This window comes from Enterobacter sp. PI-10 (genome assembly GCF_027947695.1).
Taxonomy (GTDB): domain Bacteria; phylum Pseudomonadota; class Gammaproteobacteria; order Enterobacterales; family Enterobacteriaceae; genus Enterobacter; species Enterobacter vonholyi.
Genome location: NZ_JAJNOG010000006.1, coordinates 1 through 15,190, shown reverse-complemented (window position 1 = coordinate 15,190; position 15,190 = coordinate 1). Strand labels below are relative to the sequence as shown.

At 54.1% G+C, this 15,190-nt stretch carries 15 protein-coding genes and 1 other annotated feature; of the genes, 7 read left to right on the top strand and 8 right to left on the bottom strand.

The window, feature by feature from the left end; genetic code table 11:
- Positions 1-19 precede the first annotated feature (19 nt).
- A complete protein-coding gene (locus LRM19_RS13995; RefSeq protein ID WP_127732007.1) occupies positions 20-1,390 on the top strand; it encodes a PepSY-associated TM helix domain-containing protein in 1,371 nt (456 codons plus the stop codon).
- 2 nt (positions 1,391-1,392) lie between these two features.
- Here LRM19_RS13995 and LRM19_RS13990 read toward each other — a convergent pair whose 3' ends face one another.
- From LRM19_RS13990 to LRM19_RS13975, 4 genes are all read right to left on the bottom strand, one after another.
- Positions 1,393-1,878: an OmpA family protein gene (locus LRM19_RS13990; protein ID WP_115876096.1), complete on the bottom strand. Its 486-nt coding sequence runs from the start codon at positions 1,876-1,878 to the stop codon at positions 1,393-1,395.
- Between the two features lie 12 nt (positions 1,879-1,890).
- Positions 1,891-3,111, bottom strand: coding sequence for a diguanylate cyclase DgcN (dgcN, locus tag LRM19_RS13985; protein ID WP_127732005.1), 1,221 nt, complete (start codon positions 3,109-3,111; stop codon positions 1,891-1,893).
- The gene (locus tag LRM19_RS13980) at positions 3,104-3,655 is read right to left on the bottom strand and encodes a YfiR family protein (RefSeq protein ID WP_223580273.1); all 552 of its coding nucleotides are present in this window, start codon (positions 3,653-3,655) and stop codon (positions 3,104-3,106) included. The genes dgcN and LRM19_RS13980 overlap by 8 nt, the downstream gene beginning before the upstream one ends.
- A gap of 138 nt (positions 3,656-3,793) precedes the next feature.
- Entirely contained in the window at positions 3,794-4,168 is a 375-nt protein-coding gene (locus LRM19_RS13975; RefSeq protein ID WP_115876094.1) for a DUF2799 domain-containing protein, read from the bottom strand.
- Between the two features lie 214 nt (positions 4,169-4,382).
- On the opposite strand from LRM19_RS13975, the gene aroF reads away from it, so the two are divergent.
- From aroF to LRM19_RS13960, 3 genes are read left to right on the top strand one after another with little or no spacing between them, the layout of a single operon-like run.
- Positions 4,383-5,453 (top strand): 3-deoxy-7-phosphoheptulonate synthase AroF, encoded by a 1,071-nt coding sequence (aroF, locus tag LRM19_RS13970; RefSeq protein ID WP_111964897.1) that lies wholly within the window; start codon positions 4,383-4,385, stop codon positions 5,451-5,453.
- Between the two features lie 10 nt (positions 5,454-5,463).
- A complete protein-coding gene (gene tyrA, locus LRM19_RS13965; RefSeq protein ID WP_143345408.1) occupies positions 5,464-6,585 on the top strand; it encodes a bifunctional chorismate mutase/prephenate dehydrogenase in 1,122 nt (373 codons plus the stop codon).
- A gap of 60 nt (positions 6,586-6,645) precedes the next feature.
- Positions 6,646-7,518, top strand: coding sequence for an SMP-30/gluconolactonase/LRE family protein (locus LRM19_RS13960; protein ID WP_271369178.1), 873 nt, complete (start codon positions 6,646-6,648; stop codon positions 7,516-7,518).
- Here the strand turns inward: LRM19_RS13960 and pheA are convergent.
- The 4 genes from pheA to bamD form a co-directional block, all read right to left on the bottom strand.
- A complete protein-coding gene (gene pheA / locus LRM19_RS13955; protein ID WP_271369177.1) occupies positions 7,515-8,675 on the bottom strand; it encodes a bifunctional chorismate mutase/prephenate dehydratase in 1,161 nt (386 codons plus the stop codon). The two genes, LRM19_RS13960 and pheA, sit on opposite strands and share 4 nt — an antisense overlap.
- A gap of 30 nt (positions 8,676-8,705) precedes the next feature.
- Positions 8,706-8,831, bottom strand: a sequence feature (Phe leader region).
- The gene (pheL, locus tag LRM19_RS13950) at positions 8,783-8,830 is read right to left on the bottom strand and encodes a pheA operon leader peptide PheL (protein ID WP_100249759.1); all 48 of its coding nucleotides are present in this window, start codon (positions 8,828-8,830) and stop codon (positions 8,783-8,785) included. (Overlaps the previous feature by 48 nt.)
- A 110-nt stretch (positions 8,832-8,941) precedes the next feature.
- Complete coding sequence (gene raiA, locus LRM19_RS13945; RefSeq protein WP_003863162.1) at positions 8,942-9,283, bottom strand: ribosome-associated translation inhibitor RaiA; 342 nt, start codon at positions 9,281-9,283, stop codon at positions 8,942-8,944.
- Positions 9,284-9,551: 268 nt separating this feature from the next.
- Positions 9,552-10,289 (bottom strand): outer membrane protein assembly factor BamD, encoded by a 738-nt coding sequence (gene bamD / locus LRM19_RS13940; protein WP_023308867.1) that lies wholly within the window; start codon positions 10,287-10,289, stop codon positions 9,552-9,554.
- A gap of 131 nt (positions 10,290-10,420) precedes the next feature.
- On the opposite strand from bamD, the gene rluD reads away from it, so the two are divergent.
- The 3 genes from rluD (at position 10,421) to clpB (ending at position 14,832) form a co-directional block, all read left to right on the top strand.
- A complete protein-coding gene (gene rluD, locus LRM19_RS13935; RefSeq protein ID WP_111964900.1) occupies positions 10,421-11,401 on the top strand; it encodes a 23S rRNA pseudouridine(1911/1915/1917) synthase RluD in 981 nt (326 codons plus the stop codon).
- Complete coding sequence (gene yfiH / locus LRM19_RS13930; protein ID WP_271369176.1) at positions 11,398-12,129, top strand: purine nucleoside phosphorylase YfiH; 732 nt, start codon at positions 11,398-11,400, stop codon at positions 12,127-12,129. The genes rluD and yfiH overlap by 4 nt, the downstream gene beginning before the upstream one ends.
- 129 nt (positions 12,130-12,258) lie before the next feature.
- Entirely contained in the window at positions 12,259-14,832 is a 2,574-nt protein-coding gene (clpB, locus tag LRM19_RS13925) for an ATP-dependent chaperone ClpB (protein ID WP_115876089.1), read from the top strand.
- Positions 14,833-15,190 lie beyond the last annotated feature (358 nt).

Genomic DNA, 15,190 nt, shown 5'->3' with positions numbered 1-15,190 from the left:
TGCCTTAAAAAGGAAAAGTATGACTACCTGCACCTCGCGCGCGGCATGGGGAAACCTGCTGCGTCGCCTTCATTTCTACGTTGGGCTGTTTGTCGGCCCGTTTATCTTCTTCGCCGCGCTGACCGGGACGCTGTATGTGGCGACCCCGCAGCTGGAGAATGCGCTCTACCGACACGCGCTCCACGCGGATTCCGTGGGCGAGCCGCAGCCTCTGGCCGAACAAATCGCCGTGGCGGAAAAAACCGTTGGATCAGATTTACGTTTGCACGCCGTTCGTCCGGGGCTGGCTGAAGGCGAAACCACCCGCGTGATGTTCGCTGACCCGAAACTTGGGTCATCGGAGAACCGCGCTATCTTCGTGGATCCGGTAAGCCTGACGGTACTGGGAGATATGACGGTATACGGCACCAGCGGGATTTTACCGCTGCGTCAGACCATTGATTACCTCCACACCTCTCTGATGTTGGGCGACGTGGGGAGGCTCTACAGCGAGCTTGCAGCCTCCTGGATGTGGGTTGCCGCGCTGGGCGGTATTGCCCTGTGGTTTTATACCCGACCCAAACGGCGGATCAACAATCGCTTCCAGAACCGGCGTCGGGTGCACGTGACGCTGGGCTGGGTTCTGCTGGGTGGAATGCTGCTGTTCTCCGCAACCGGCCTGACCTGGTCCCAGTGGGCTGGCGGGAACGTGGATAAGCTGCGTGCAGAGATGAACTGGCTCACCCCGCAGGTGAACACGACGCTATCCGGCCAACATGAGGTTATGGATGAACATGCCGAACATCGCGGTCATCACGGTGGGATGATGATGCCGGAAATGGCGATGGATTTGACGCAGTTTGACGGGGTATTAAGCGCGGCGCGTAACGCGGGGATTGATGCCAGCAAGCTGGAGATCCGCCCGGCGAAAACAATGGATCGTGCCTGGACCGTAACGGAAATCGATCGCAGCTGGCCGACTCAGGTGGACGCCGTTGCGGTAGATCCCCATACGATGCAGGTCCTGGACAGAACCCGATTCGAGGATTTCCCGTTAATGGCAAAACTGACCCGCTGGGGCGTGGATTTCCATATGGGGATCTTATTCGGCCTAGTGAATCAGCTGCTGCTCGTGGCGTTCGGCCTCGCCCTGTGCGTGCTCATTATCTGGGGATACCGGATGTGGTGGATGCGTCGTCCTGCGCAATCGGCAGTGAGTCCGGTACAGACGCTTTGTCAGAGCTGGCTGGCGCTGTCAGGATGGGGAAGAGGGGTTACGCTGATAATCAGCGTACTGCTGGGGCTGGCCCTGCCGGTGATGGGCGTGAGTCTGGCGCTGTTTATTCTGGTGGACTGGCTGCGCTGGCGAGCGGCAACCAGGGTGACGCTCGCCGAATCATCCGCTAAATAACCCTATGGCGTGCTGATCACCACTGCGACGCGGCGGTTTTCAGCGCGCCCTTGCGGGGTACTGTTGCTCGCCACCGGGTATTTTTGACCTAATCCTCGCGTGGTGAGATTGCTGCGCGGGATATTTGCACCCTTCGCCCAGGCATCGGCCACGGCGTTGGCGCGTTTTAACGACAGCGCTTCGTTGTAGCTTTCTTCCCCGTAGTTATCCGTGTGACCGTCCATTCGCGCATGGGTCAGGCCGGTTTCCGCCAGGCGAGAGGCCATGGACTGGATCTGCGTTTCACTCTCAGAACGCAGTCTGGCGTCATTTTTATCAAACAGGATGGTGTCCGACATGCCAAGCGACCAGTCACCGTTCAGTTCGTTAAAACCGTAAGACTTCATCGCCGCAATTTGCTCAGGAGTGAATTTGCCTTCCGGCGGCGACTGACAGCCTGCCAGAACCAGTGAGGCCAGTACTAACGGCGCGAAGTAACGTTTTAACATAGTGTATCCTTTCTAACTTATTGTTTTCGTACGCTGGTTTTTAACCTGGTACATATTGCGGTCAGCCCTCTCCAGTAATGCTTCCACGGAAGCATTTTCCCACGCCAGAGCAAAGCCAATGCTGAGTGACATCGATGCTTTTTGCCCGTTATGAAGAACAAACGGACGAATAAACTGCTGCGAAAGCGCAGCACAAATGTGTTGAACCTCAAGCTCAGAGTGAACGCCGTACAGCACCATGGCAAATTCGTCACCGCCAAGACGGTAAGACTGATGACGTTTGTCGCCAAACTCCATCATCCTGCTGGCGACTTCGATCAGCACGCAGTCTCCTGCCGCGTGGCCCCAGGTGTCGTTAATAAACTTAAAGTTATCACCGTCGAGGAAGAGCAGGGCCGAGTTTGTTCTGGCTGAAGGGTCGTTCATTAAGGCCGCAATGCTGTTACGAAACGCTGCGCGGTTGGCAAGACCGGTGAGCGGGTCGTGCATGGCGGTCCGCAACAGCTGGGCGTTTTTCGCCTGGAGTTTCAGCTGCCACTCTTCCATTTCATCCAGAAGACTGTTGAAGTCTTCGCCAAACTGGTGAAACTCTTCGATACGCCCGTCTTTCACCCGGCGGGAGAAGTTGCGGTTTGTGCGTACATCATGCACGACGTCGGTAATGTTCTGCAGGGCCATAACCATCCCACGATGCAAAGACTGGGTAATGATAAGCGCGACGACGGCGGCAAAGAGAATGCAGCCGGTAAGTACGGCAAACGACGTCCAGATGAAGTGGCTGATCAAACTGTCACGCGCGGTAAGGCGGATTTCGCCGATCCTTAAGCCGTTATGCATGATGGGCTGCGCAACCGGTACGGGGAAAAGCCAGCGGCTGACCAGTGCGCCCAGCGTGTCGTTGTTATCTTCCGGGTTCCAGGACCAGTAGGCAAACCGCTTTTTATGCGCGTTAATCACCTCCGCCGCGGCAAACTGCCCCTGTTTGCCCAGGGCTGCAAGCGTTTCGTTGGCCGCCAGCGAGTCGTTGAAAACCAGCGAAGCTTCCAGGCTGTGGCTCATTGTGGCGCCGGTTAATTCGAGGTTCTTTTGCGCATATTGTTTTAACGTCACGACGGAAGCAAAACAGAGCAACAGCCATATTAACGTCATTGTGATAATGACGCTTATCATGCTGTTTCGCCTCAACGTTCTTTTAAACGTCGGACGTGGCGTTGAAGTGAAATCTTTATCCATGCTGCTTATTCCGTGCCAGCATTAATACATCCGGATTGACTCTTACGCCACTGCGCGTCAACGCATCCAGGTTGACGGAAAACCGTACCTGGCCGCGATCGATCATCAGGCAAAAGGCACTGCCAATTACACATTCCGGATTTTGCTCTGAGATTAATAGCAACGCTCTGCCCTGATATTGACTTATTAATTCAAGTTGTTTTGCCGGTGATTCAGACCCGAAATAAATCGCATCACACGTCGCGGCCAGGGCTTCCTGATCGTTACGTACAATAACGGGAGTATAGGGTAACTCGTTGTGCCCTTCGTCGCCGCTGAGCGCGTGCGTATAGTGAGAAGTGGCATAGACGCAAAGTTTAGGCTGCCCGGAAAGTGACGGCCATCGCGTATAGCTCACAATGCCTGAGACAATCGAGCGTACCGATTTATCCGTTTCCGTAAGCGTGCCTGCCGCCGCAGGGCCCACCATAAGGAACAGCATTAACACCAGAGTGAGTCGGAAAAAAGAGATCAAGAATAAATTTCTCACCAGAATCCGCCACATCGCTCCGGAAATAGATGTCCTTGAGAGTTGCGGGCAGAATACCATTGTTTATCAGAGCCGTCATTATGTCAGAAATAGCATCAGGCCAACCTAAGCTAAATCCTACAGTTGTTTATTTTTCGGTGGATAAAAATAGACTTAATTAAGTCTGCTGGAACGCATACTTTCATCCATCCCTTCCTGCCATGACGCACGCAGTTTTGTCGCGTTTTCGGCAGTATCGCAACTGGCAGGGAAAGATTTGCCCGCTAATCCCCAGGCATGAATAAACCCTTCTTCGCAGACTTTCTTTTGGCCGTCAGCGTAGCCGCGAAGATATTCACTACGATCAACGTGGGTGTCGTTAAAACTATCGGCCAGGGTCTGGTTATCTTTAACCGGCAGGCCATTCATGGCGTCTTCTTTACCTGCATCAAACCAGGAGGGACTGGTCCAGTCGGGCTGGAAGGTATAAGGATTGATCTGGCAGCCCGTTAAAAACAGCGACAACAGCATGAGAGCAATTGAACGCATAGCCATTCTCCTTTTTTCTTCAGCATAGCCTGGCTTAAGAATATATGTCTGTAATTTAAACTTTACGTTTTTGACGGCTGATTTTTGCAATAAATTGGCTCGTGTAAAGTAATGTGTACGTATTTTGGATTGAAATGTTTACTTTTTATGGTATCGTGGTTTCACCTCATTGAGGAAAACAACTATCGCAAACAAGCTTTACAGGATCGCCATCATGCAAAAAGACGCGCTGAACAACGTACATATCACTGACGAACAGGTTTTAATTACCCCGGATCAACTGAAAGCAGAATTTCCGCTGAGCGTCGCGCAGGAGGCTCAGATTGAGCACTCGCGTCAGACCATTTCAAATATCATCGCCGGCCGCGATCCGCGCCTGCTGGTGGTGTGTGGTCCTTGCTCCATTCACGATCCTGAAACCGCCATTGAGTACGCTCGTCGATTTAAAGCATTAGCGGAGGAGGTCAGCGATAGCCTCTATCTGGTGATGCGCGTCTATTTTGAGAAGCCACGTACTACCGTCGGCTGGAAAGGGTTGATTAACGATCCACACATGGATGGCTCGTTTGATGTGGAAGCAGGCCTGAAGATTGCGCGTCGCCTGCTGGTGGAGCTGGTCAGCATGGGGCTGCCGCTGGCAACCGAAGCGCTGGATCCGAACAGCCCGCAGTACCTGGGCGATCTGTTCAGCTGGTCCGCGATTGGCGCGCGTACCACGGAATCGCAAACCCACCGCGAGATGGCGTCTGGCCTGTCGATGCCGGTTGGCTTTAAAAACGGTACCGATGGCAGCCTGGCGACGGCGATTAATGCCATGCGCGCTGCCGCCATGCCGCACCGTTTCGTCGGTATCAACCAGGCAGGCCAGGTATGCCTCCTGCAAACGCAGGGTAACCCGGACGGCCACGTGATCCTGCGCGGCGGTAAAGCCCCTAACTACAGCCCGGCGGACGTGGCCCAGTGTGAAAAAGAGATGGAGCAGGCGGGACTGCGCCCGGCACTGATGGTAGATTGCAGTCATGGTAACTCGAATAAAGATTACCGTCGCCAGCCTGCGGTTGCGGAATCCGTGGTCGCACAGATCAAAGATGGCAATCGTTCGATTATCGGTCTGATGATTGAGAGCAACATTCATGAAGGCAATCAGTCATCTGAACAACCGCGCAGTGCCATGAAGCACGGCGTCTCCGTGACGGATGCCTGCATCAGCTGGGAGACTACCGATGCACTGCTGCGTGAGATCCATAAAGATTTAAACGGCCAGCTGGCGACGCGTCTGGCTTAAGAGGGTAGTTATGGTTGCTGAATTGACCGCACTGCGCGATCAAATTGATGAAGTGGATAAGGCGCTGCTGGATCTGCTGGCGCGACGCATGTCGCTGGTTGCCGAAGTCGGTGAGGTGAAAAGCAAATACGGCCTGCCGATTTACGTCCCGGAGCGCGAAGCCTCTATGCTCGCCTCCCGCCGTAAAGAGGCGCAGGCGCTGGGCGTTTCGCCGGATTTGATTGAAGATGTTCTGCGTCGCGTGATGCGGGAGTCCTATTCCAGCGAAAACGACAAGGGCTTTAAAACCCTCTGTCCTTCCCTGCGTCCGGTCGTGATTGTCGGCGGGGCAGGGCAGATGGGGCGTCTGTTTGAAAAGATGCTTACGCTTTCTGGCTATCAGGTGCGCATTCTGGAAAAAGAGGACTGGGCGCATGCTCCGGAACTCATGAAAGATGCAGGGATGGTTATCGTCAGCGTGCCGATCCACGTGACGGAGCAAATCATCGGGAAGCTGCCTCCTTTACCGAAAGATTGCATCCTGGTGGATCTGGCCTCCGTCAAAAATGGTCCGCTGCAGGCAATGCTGGCTGCTCATACGGGTCCGGTGCTGGGTCTGCACCCAATGTTTGGCCCGGACAGCGGCAGCCTGGCTAAGCAGGTGGTCGTTTACTGCGACGGTCGTCAGCCGGAAGCCTATCAGTGGTTCCTGGAACAGATTCAGGTATGGGGGGCACGACTGCACCGCATCAGCGCGGTTGAGCACGACCAGAACATGGCGTTCATTCAGGCGCTGCGCCACTTTGCCACGTTTGCCTACGGTCTGCATCTGGCGGAAGAGAACGTACAGCTTGAACAGCTTCTGGCGCTCTCTTCACCTATCTATCGTCTGGAGCTGGCGATGGTCGGGCGTCTCTTTGCGCAGGATCCACAGCTGTACGCGGACATTATTATGTCCTCTGAAAACAACCTGGCGCTGATCAAGCGCTACTATCAGCGCTTTGGTGAAGCCATTACGCTGCTGGAGCACGGAGATAAGCAGGCGTTTATCGATAGCTTCCGCAAGGTCGAACACTGGTTTGGCGATTACGCGCAGCGTTTCCAGAATGAGAGTCGGACTTTATTGCGCCAGGCAAATGACAGTCGCCAGTAATGCGATGATGTATATACTGAAAGCCAGCATTGCTGGCTTTTTTCATTTTGGGGAACTGTCATGGCCGAACCGCAGCTGCTGTTGAATTACACCGGGCATTTGCCTGAATGCCCGACGTGGAGTGCAGAAGAGCACGCGCTCTACTGGGCCGATATTCTGGAAGGAGAGATCCACCGCTACCATCTTCCGACGGCGGAACACACCGTGCTTTCTTTTCATGAGGAGGTGGGCTGTTTCGCGCTGCGCGAGCGCGGCGGCTTTATCGTCGCCATGCGCAATGGCATCTGGCTTGCCGATAAGCATGGCCTTCTGCAGCGCAAGGTGTGCGATAACCCCTCTAACCCGCAGCTGGCGCGTTTTAACGATGGAGGCACCGACCATCAGGGCCGGTTCTATGCGGGTACGTTCTGGGGACCGGGAGATTACAACGGGGCCCTGCTGATGCGCATCGACAACGACCTGACGCCAAAGGTGATCCAGTGCGATATTCACGGTCACAATGGCTTAGCGTTTAGCCCTGATAAGCAGTGGATGTTTACCTCAGACACGCCCAACGGTGTTATTTACCGTACCCCGCTTGATGAGCAGGGCGAGCCGGGTAAGCGGGAGGTGTTTCGTCAGTTTAAAGAGGGCGAGGGGATACCTGACGGCGCGGCGATGGATGTGGAAGGCTACTACTGGAGCGCGCTGTTTGACGGCTGGCGCATCGCGCGTTTTTCACCGCAAGGGGAGCAGCTGGAAGAGTATCGCATGCCGGTACGTTGCCCGACGATGGTCTGTTTTGGCGGCGATGACATGAAAACGCTGTTTATTACTACCACACGGGAAAATATGGATGCGGAGGAGGTGGCGAAATATCCTCTCTCCGGAGCTATCTTCACCCTGCCGGTGAGCGTGGCAGGGATGAAGAAAAGCCGCTTTATCGAACGTTAGATTGGATCGGCCGGCACGACGTTTTCGCTCGGGTAGCAGCCCAGCACCTTCATGGAACGCGTGATCTCGCCCAGCTCGCGGAGAGCTTTCTGCATGGAAGCAGACCCCAGGTTGGCCTGGATGTCGAGGTAAAACATCTCTTCCCACGGGTTACCGTGGATTGGGCGTGATTCCAGCCTGGTCATGATCAGGTTGTGATTACGCAGCACCAGCAGGGCTTCAACCAGCGCACCGGCCTGTTGGCCGGTTGCCATCAGCAGCGTGGTTTTGGCGGGTACCTGGTCAGACACATTGATTGCCTTGCGGGCCAGCACCACGAAGCGGGTAATGTTTTGCGTCTGGTTTGCCAGGTTGCGTTCCAGCACCTGCAGGCCATACAGCGCGCCGCCCGCTTCGCTGCCGAGCGCCGCGACGGTGGGAGAATTAGCCTGCGCCACTTTTTCCATCGCCGCCGAGGTGCTTTCGGTGTACTCAATTTTCCAGTTCGGATAGCGGTTCAGGAACTGGCTGCACTGCTGGAACGGCTGCGGATGACTGTAAACCGTTTCGATCGTGTTCAGGTCCGTTGAACCGGATACCAGCACGCAGTGATCGATAGGGATCGTCAGCTCGCCGACCAGCGACAGGCTGGTGTGCTGCAGCAAATCGTAGACGTCGTTGATGGCGCCGGAGCTGGTGTTTTCAATCGGCACCACGGCGTAATCCGCCTGGCCGGTCTCGACCTGGTTAAAAATGTCGGCAAACTTCGCGCAGCCGCTCTCAATAAATTCTTCGAAATGGCGTGCAGCGTACTGACGTGCGGCCAGGTGAGAATAAGAGCCCTTCGGTCCCAGGAAGGCGATACGCGCAGAGTGTGGATTGGTTTTATTGAGGTGCTGCTGGAGTAACGCTTGCTGGGTCAGAACGGAGTCTTCAATGATGAGCTGGAACAACCGGGTTATGTAGTGGGCATCGAGGTGATGCGCTTTGCCGAGCTGAATGAGACGTTCCAGAAGATCCCGCTCGCGGTCGATATCACGGACCGGACGATGGGAGTCCAGCTTGGCTTTGCCTACTTCAACGGCAAGGGCGCGGCGTTCGGCCAGCAGCGCCAGCAGTTTCTCATCCAGCGCGCTGATTTTTATGCGCAGATCCAGTAACGGGTTTTCCGGTGTCATAGTGTTGCCTGTCTCATTTTATCGTTATCAATAAAAAAGGCCCCCCGGTGTGGGAGGCCTTGTTGTTCGTCTTCGCATTCTTTATCACACGACGAAACGCCTCCCGTTCAGGGGAAGGTAAAAAAGAATGCGAAGAAGAACGGCGTAAGTTTCATAAAGTCATCCTGTGATTGATACCGTTAAAGTACCCGTACTGTTTTCACCCTGTCAATAAAAAACAAAAAACGCGCCCGAAGGCGCGTTGGCGGTACACTCAATTTAAAGGATTACTCTTCTTCAACTTCTTCCGCGAAGCTGGCGTCTTTCACCGACGTTGCGGCGCGACGGGCTTCACCTTTGTGTTGCACTTTATTGAGCTGCCGTTCCAGCTTGTTGATCAAATCGTTAATAGCGGTGTACATATCCTCGTGTTTTGCGCTGGCGACCAGATGGCCGTTTGGAGTATTGATAGTTGCGTCAGCGATGAAACCCTGCGGCTCCTTGGACAGGATGATATGTGGATTAATCAAATGAGTTTGCCATTTATCCAGTTTGGCGAGACGGTCTGCGACGTGCTGGCGAATTGCCGGAGTAATTTCCATTTGTTTACTGGTAATGTTCATTGTCATAAATTTTACCTCTTGTCTTTCCGTCTTGGTGATTCCAGCATACCCGACCCAATGTCAAAATGCGTGATTTAGATCACGTTATTTTGTCGGTTTTTGTCAGGGAATCTTTTTTGTGAGGCAGGGCAGGAAGAGGTGAGATTTACCTTGTAGAAGGCATAAATTGGGGCCATAGTTGACAGGATGTGTTGAGGCTAAGGTGCTTCAGCGATGCTCAGAAACGAATAAAAAAACGGCAGCCAGCGGGCTGCCGTTTTGCATTGAGGCAAAATCAGGTGTTGCTGCTGTTCGCGGCGATGATTTTCGCCACTTTTTCAGCCTGAGCGGTCATCTGCATCTGACGGTAAGCATTTTCCATCAGCTTCAGGCCGTCGCGCGTTGCCTGAGTATCCGGGTAATCGCGCAGCATACCTTCTACGCGGTTAACCACGGCAACCCATGCGCCACGGCGGGTATAATATTCCGCCACGGAGTATTCATATTTCGCCAGACGATCTTTCAGGAACACCAGACGTTTGGTGGCGTCAGTCACGTACTGGCTGTTTGGATAGCCGCGCACCAGCTTGGAGAAGTCATTGAAGGCATCACGCGCATGCTGCGGGTCACGGTCGGAACGATCCACGCCGAAGAAGCCCTGCAGCGCACTGTCATCCAGCGCCATGTTGGTGAGGCCGCGCATGTACATCACGTAGTCGATGTTAGGATGAGTCGGGTTCAGACGCATGAAACGATCGATGGTTGCCTGAGCCAGCGGCAGATCGGCATTTTTATAGTATGCGTAGATGAGATCTAACTGTACCTGCTGCGAATACGGACCAAATGGATAGCGATTATCCAACGCTTCCAGTTGCGTTATCGCCTGTTTCCAGTTACCGTCCTGCAACTTTTGTTGTGCAGTCGCATAGATTTCATTCGGCGGATTGTCAGGGACCTGTTCATTTGAACCGGAGCAGCCCACCAAAGCCAGGCTCAACGTGGCCGCTGCCACCAGATATTTCATGCGCGTCATGACGTTTTGACTTTCCTCAAATGTTTGTCCGGGAGAAACTCTGTTCCTGCTCCCGATTAAGACCAGCTACAATAGCACACTATATTAAACGGCAAAGCCGTAAAACCCAACGTTAAACGAAGAAGCAGTTTATGGCACAACGAGTAGAACTCACCGCAACAGTCTCCGAAAATCAGCTCGGTCAACGCTTAGATCAGGCTTTGGCCGAATTGTTCCCTGATTATTCGCGTTCACGCATAAAAGAATGGATCCTTGACCAGCGCGTGATGGTAAACGGCAAGATCTGGGACAAACCAAAAGAGAAAGTGTTAGGTGGGGAAGCTGTCGCCATCAATGCTGAAATCGAAGAGGAAATCCGCTTCGAGCCGCAGGATATCCCACTGGACATCGTCTATGAAGATGATGACATTCTGGTGATCAACAAGCCGCGCGACCTGGTTGTTCATCCGGGCGCGGGGAATCCTGACGGTACGGTACTTAACGCGCTTCTCCATTACTATCCGCCGATCGCGGATGTTCCGCGCGCGGGCATCGTGCACCGTCTGGATAAAGACACTACCGGTTTGATGGTGGTGGCGAAGACCGTTCCTGCTCAGACACGTCTGGTGGAGTCGCTACAGCTGCGCGAAATCACCCGTGAGTATGAGGCGGTAGCCATTGGGCATATGACCTCTGGCGGGACGGTAGAAGAGCCTATCAGCCGTCATCCGACCAAGCGAACCCATATGTCGGTGCATCCGATGGGTAAACCGGCGGTGACGCACTATCGCATTATGGAACATTTCCGCATTCATACGCGTCTGCGTCTGCGTCTGGAGACCGGGCGTACTCACCAGATCCGCGTGCATATGGCCCACATTACCCATCCGCTGGTGGGGGATCAGGTCTACGGTGGTCGTCCACGTCCGCCTAAGGGCGCGTCGGATGAGTTCATCAGCGTATTGCGTAAATTCGATCGTCAGGCGCTGCACGCGACCATGCTGCGCCTTTACCATCCGATCACCGGTATTCAGATGGAGTGGCATGCGCCTATCCCGCAGGATATGGTGGACCTTATTGACGCGATGCGTGTTGATTTCGAAGAACATAAGGATCAAGTGGACTGGTTATGACCAAACTGATTGTCCCGGAGTGGCCATTGCCTGCCGGCGTGGCCGCCTGCAGTTCAACCCGCACTGGCGGTGTTAGCCAGGGCGCGTGGGAGTCTTTGAACCTCGGCGCACACTGTGGCGATAACCTGGAGCATGTGGAAGAGAACCGCAGGCGTCTGTTTGCTGCGGGGAACCTGCCTTCAAAACCGGTCTGGCTGGAACAGGTTCATGGCAAGGCGGTGCTGAAGTTGACGGGGGAACCCTATGCTTCTAAACGTGCTGATGCCTCTTACAGCAATACTCCGGGAACCGTTTGTGCCGTAATGACCGCGGATTGTCTGCCGGTACTTTTTTGTAACCGTTCAGGCACCGAGGTGGCTGCAGCACACGCGGGCTGGCGTGGACTGTGTGAAGGCGTGCTGGAAGAAACCGTCGCCTGCTTTAAGGATGAGCCCGCCAATATTATGGCCTGGCTTGGCCCGGCCATTGGTCCTCGCGCTTTTGAAGTGGGGCCGGAGGTTCGCGAAGCCTTTATGGTTAAAGATCCGCAAGCGGTGGACGCCTTCCTGCCTTCCGGAGATAAATATCTGGCCGATATTTACCAGCTTGCTCGTCAGCGCCTGAATAGCGCCGGCATAACGCAGATCTTCGGCGGCGATCGCTGTACATTCACCGAAAAGGGTGATTTTTTCTCTTATCGCCGCGACAAGACGACGGGGCGTATGGCAAGTTTCATTTGGCTGATATAACCTAAAGAATCAAGACGATCCGGCACGTGCCGTTTTCTTTTCACATAATTCAGGTCATTAACCTTGAATAATTGAGGGATGACCTCATTTAATCTCCAGTAGCAAATTTGACCTGTTATGGGAGGAGTTATGCGTCTGGATCGTCTTACTAATAAATTCCAGCTTGCTCTCGCCGATGCCCAGTCCCTCGCACTGGGGCACGACAACCAATTTATCGAACCTCTTCATTTAATGAGCGCCTTGCTGAATCAGGAAGGGGGATCGGTACGTCCTTTATTAACGTCCGCTGGCATTAATGCTGGCCAGTTACGCACCTCTATCGATCAGGCGCTGAGCCGTTTACCGCAGGTCGAAGGGACCGGCGGCGACGTTCAGCCGTCGCAGGATCTGGTGCGCGTCCTGAACCTTTGCGACAAGCTGGCGCAAAAACGTGGGGACAACTTTATTTCGTCAGAGCTGTTTGTTCTGGCGGCGCTTGAATCACGCGGTACCTTGACCGACCTGCTGAAATCCGCCGGTGCGACCACCGCCAATGTGACTCAGGCTATTGAGAACATGCGCGGAGGTGAAAGCGTGAACGATCAGGGAGCCGAAGACCAACGTCAGGCTTTGAAGAAATTTACGGTCGATCTGACCGAGCGTGCTGAACAGGGCAAACTTGACCCGGTGATCGGCCGTGATGAAGAAATTCGTCGTACCATTCAGGTACTGCAGCGTCGTACCAAGAACAACCCGGTACTGATTGGTGAACCTGGTGTCGGTAAAACCGCCATTGTTGAAGGGCTGGCGCAGCGTATTGTGAACGGTGAAGTGCCAGAAGGGCTGAAAGGCCGTCGCGTACTGGCGCTGGATATGGGCGCGCTGGTGGCCGGTGCGAAATACCGCGGCGAGTTCGAAGAGCGCCTTAAAGGCGTGCTTAACGACCTGGCGAAGCAGGAAGGCAACGTCATTCTGTTTATCGATGAACTGCACACCATGGTCGGCGCGGGTAAAGCGGATGGCGCGATGGATGCCGGGAACATGCTGAAACCTGCGCTGGCGCGCGGTGAACTTCACTGCGTCGGTGCCACTACGCTGGATGAGTACCGTCAGTACATTGAGAAAGATGCTGCGCTGGAACGTCGTTTCCAGAAAGTGTTTGTTGCCGAGCCAAGCGTTGAAGATACCATCGCGATCCTGCGTGGTCTGAAAGAGCGCTATGAACTGCACCACCATGTACAGATCACTGACCCGGCCATCGTTGCGGCGGCGACGCTTTCGCATCGTTATATTGCTGACCGTCAGCTGCCGGATAAAGCGATCGACCTGATTGATGAAGCGGCGTCGAGCATTCGTATGCAGATTGACTCGAAGCCGGAAGAGCTGGACCGACTCGACCGACGCATCATTCAGCTCAAGCTGGAACAGCAGGCGCTGAAGAAAGAGTCTGATGAAGCCAGTAAGAAACGCCTCGATATGCTCAATGAAGAGCTGGACGATAAAGAGCGCCAGTATTCTGAGCTGGAAGAAGAGTGGAAAGCCGAGAAAGCCTCCCTTTCCGGTACGCAGACCATTAAAGCTGAACTCGAACAGGCAAAAATTGCCATTGAGCAGGCGCGACGCGTGGGCGATCTGGCTCGGATGTCTGAACTGCAGTACGGCAAAATTCCTGAGCTGGAAAAACAGCTTGAGATAGCGACGCAGTCAGAAGGTAAAACGATGCGTCTGTTGCGTAATAAAGTGACGGATGCCGAGATCGCGGAAGTCCTGGCGCGCTGGACCGGTATTCCCGTGGCGCGCATGCTGGAAGGCGAGCGTGAAAAACTGCTGCGCATGGAGAACGATCTCCACAATCGTGTGATTGGTCAAAACGAAGCGGTTGAGGCGGTATCGAACGCTATTCGTCGTAGCCGTGCAGGGCTGTCCGATCCAAACCGCCCGATTGGTTCGTTCCTGTTCCTGGGGCCGACGGGTGTCGGTAAAACCGAGCTGTGCAAAGCGCTGGCTAACTTTATGTTCGACAGCGACGATGCGATGGTGCGTATCGACATGTCCGAATTTATGGAGAAACACTCCGTCTCGCGTCTGGTCGGGGCGCCTCCGGGATATGTGGGTTATGAAGAAGGTGGGTACCTGACGGAAGCGGTGCGCCGTCGTCCTTATTCCGTCATCCTGCTGGATGAGGTGGAAAAAGCGCATCCGGATGTGTTCAACATCCTGCTTCAGGTGCTGGATGATGGTCGTCTGACCGACGGGCAGGGGAGAACGGTCGACTTCCGTAATACGGTTGTCATTATGACCTCGAATCTGGGTTCCGATTTGATTCAGGAACGTTTCGGTGAACTGGACTACAGCCACATGAAGGATCTGGTGCTGGGTGTGGTAAGCCATAACTTCCGTCCGGAGTTCATCAACCGTATTGATGAAGTGGTGGTATTCCATCCTCTGGGTGAGAAACACATTGCGTCGATTGCGCAGATCCAGCTGCAGCGTCTGTACAAACGTCTGGAAGAACGTGGATATGAAATTCACATCTCCGACGATGCGTTGAAGCTGCTGAGTAAGAACGGTTACGATCCGGTGTACGGTGCGCGTCCATTGAAACGCGCTATCCAGCAGCAGATCGAAAACCCGCTGGCGCAACAGATCCTCTCCGGGGAGCTGGTTCCTGGCAAAGTTATCCGTCTGGAAGCCAACGACGATCGCATTGTGGCAGTGCAGTAAGTCACAAAACGCAAAAACGAGCCGCTTGCGGCTCGTTTTTGTTTAAAAACCAGGCGAAAATTGAGGTCTGGAGTTGGTTTTGCCTGGAAAGTGAGCAGTCAGTAAATAAATTTCACTTTATCCTTGCAGGTTCAGAATTACTCCCTATAATGCGCCTCCACTGACACGGAACAACGGCACACACGCCGCCGGGTCAGCAGAGAATAGTGTAAATAAACGCTTGACTCTGAAGCGGGAAAGCGTAATATGCACACCCCGCGCCGCTGCGAAAAGCGAAGCGGCACTGCTCTTTAACAATTTATCAGACAATCTGTGTGGGCACTCAAAGTGACATGGATTCTTAATGTCTTCGGACAAT

Coding starts and splice junctions, on each gene's coding strand:
- LRM19_RS13995 (WP_127732007.1), top strand. CDS start 20: ATGACTACCTGCACCTCGCGCGCGGCATGGGGAAACCTGCTGCGTCGC.
- LRM19_RS13990 (WP_115876096.1), bottom strand. CDS start 1,878: ATGTTAAAACGTTACTTCGCGCCGTTAGTACTGGCCTCACTGGTTCTG.
- dgcN (WP_127732005.1), bottom strand. CDS start 3,111: ATGGATAAAGATTTCACTTCAACGCCACGTCCGACGTTTAAAAGAACG.
- LRM19_RS13980 (WP_223580273.1), bottom strand. CDS start 3,655: ATGTGGCGGATTCTGGTGAGAAATTTATTCTTGATCTCTTTTTTCCGA.
- LRM19_RS13975 (WP_115876094.1), bottom strand. CDS start 4,168: ATGCGTTCAATTGCTCTCATGCTGTTGTCGCTGTTTTTAACGGGCTGC.
- aroF (WP_111964897.1), top strand. CDS start 4,383: ATGCAAAAAGACGCGCTGAACAACGTACATATCACTGACGAACAGGTT.
- tyrA (WP_143345408.1), top strand. CDS start 5,464: ATGGTTGCTGAATTGACCGCACTGCGCGATCAAATTGATGAAGTGGAT.
- LRM19_RS13960 (WP_271369178.1), top strand. CDS start 6,646: ATGGCCGAACCGCAGCTGCTGTTGAATTACACCGGGCATTTGCCTGAA.
- pheA (WP_271369177.1), bottom strand. CDS start 8,675: ATGACACCGGAAAACCCGTTACTGGATCTGCGCATAAAAATCAGCGCG.
- raiA (WP_003863162.1), bottom strand. CDS start 9,283: ATGACAATGAACATTACCAGTAAACAAATGGAAATTACTCCGGCAATT.
- bamD (WP_023308867.1), bottom strand. CDS start 10,289: ATGACGCGCATGAAATATCTGGTGGCAGCGGCCACGTTGAGCCTGGCT.
- rluD (WP_111964900.1), top strand. CDS start 10,421: ATGGCACAACGAGTAGAACTCACCGCAACAGTCTCCGAAAATCAGCTC.
- yfiH (WP_271369176.1), top strand. CDS start 11,398: ATGACCAAACTGATTGTCCCGGAGTGGCCATTGCCTGCCGGCGTGGCC.
- clpB (WP_115876089.1), top strand. CDS start 12,259: ATGCGTCTGGATCGTCTTACTAATAAATTCCAGCTTGCTCTCGCCGAT.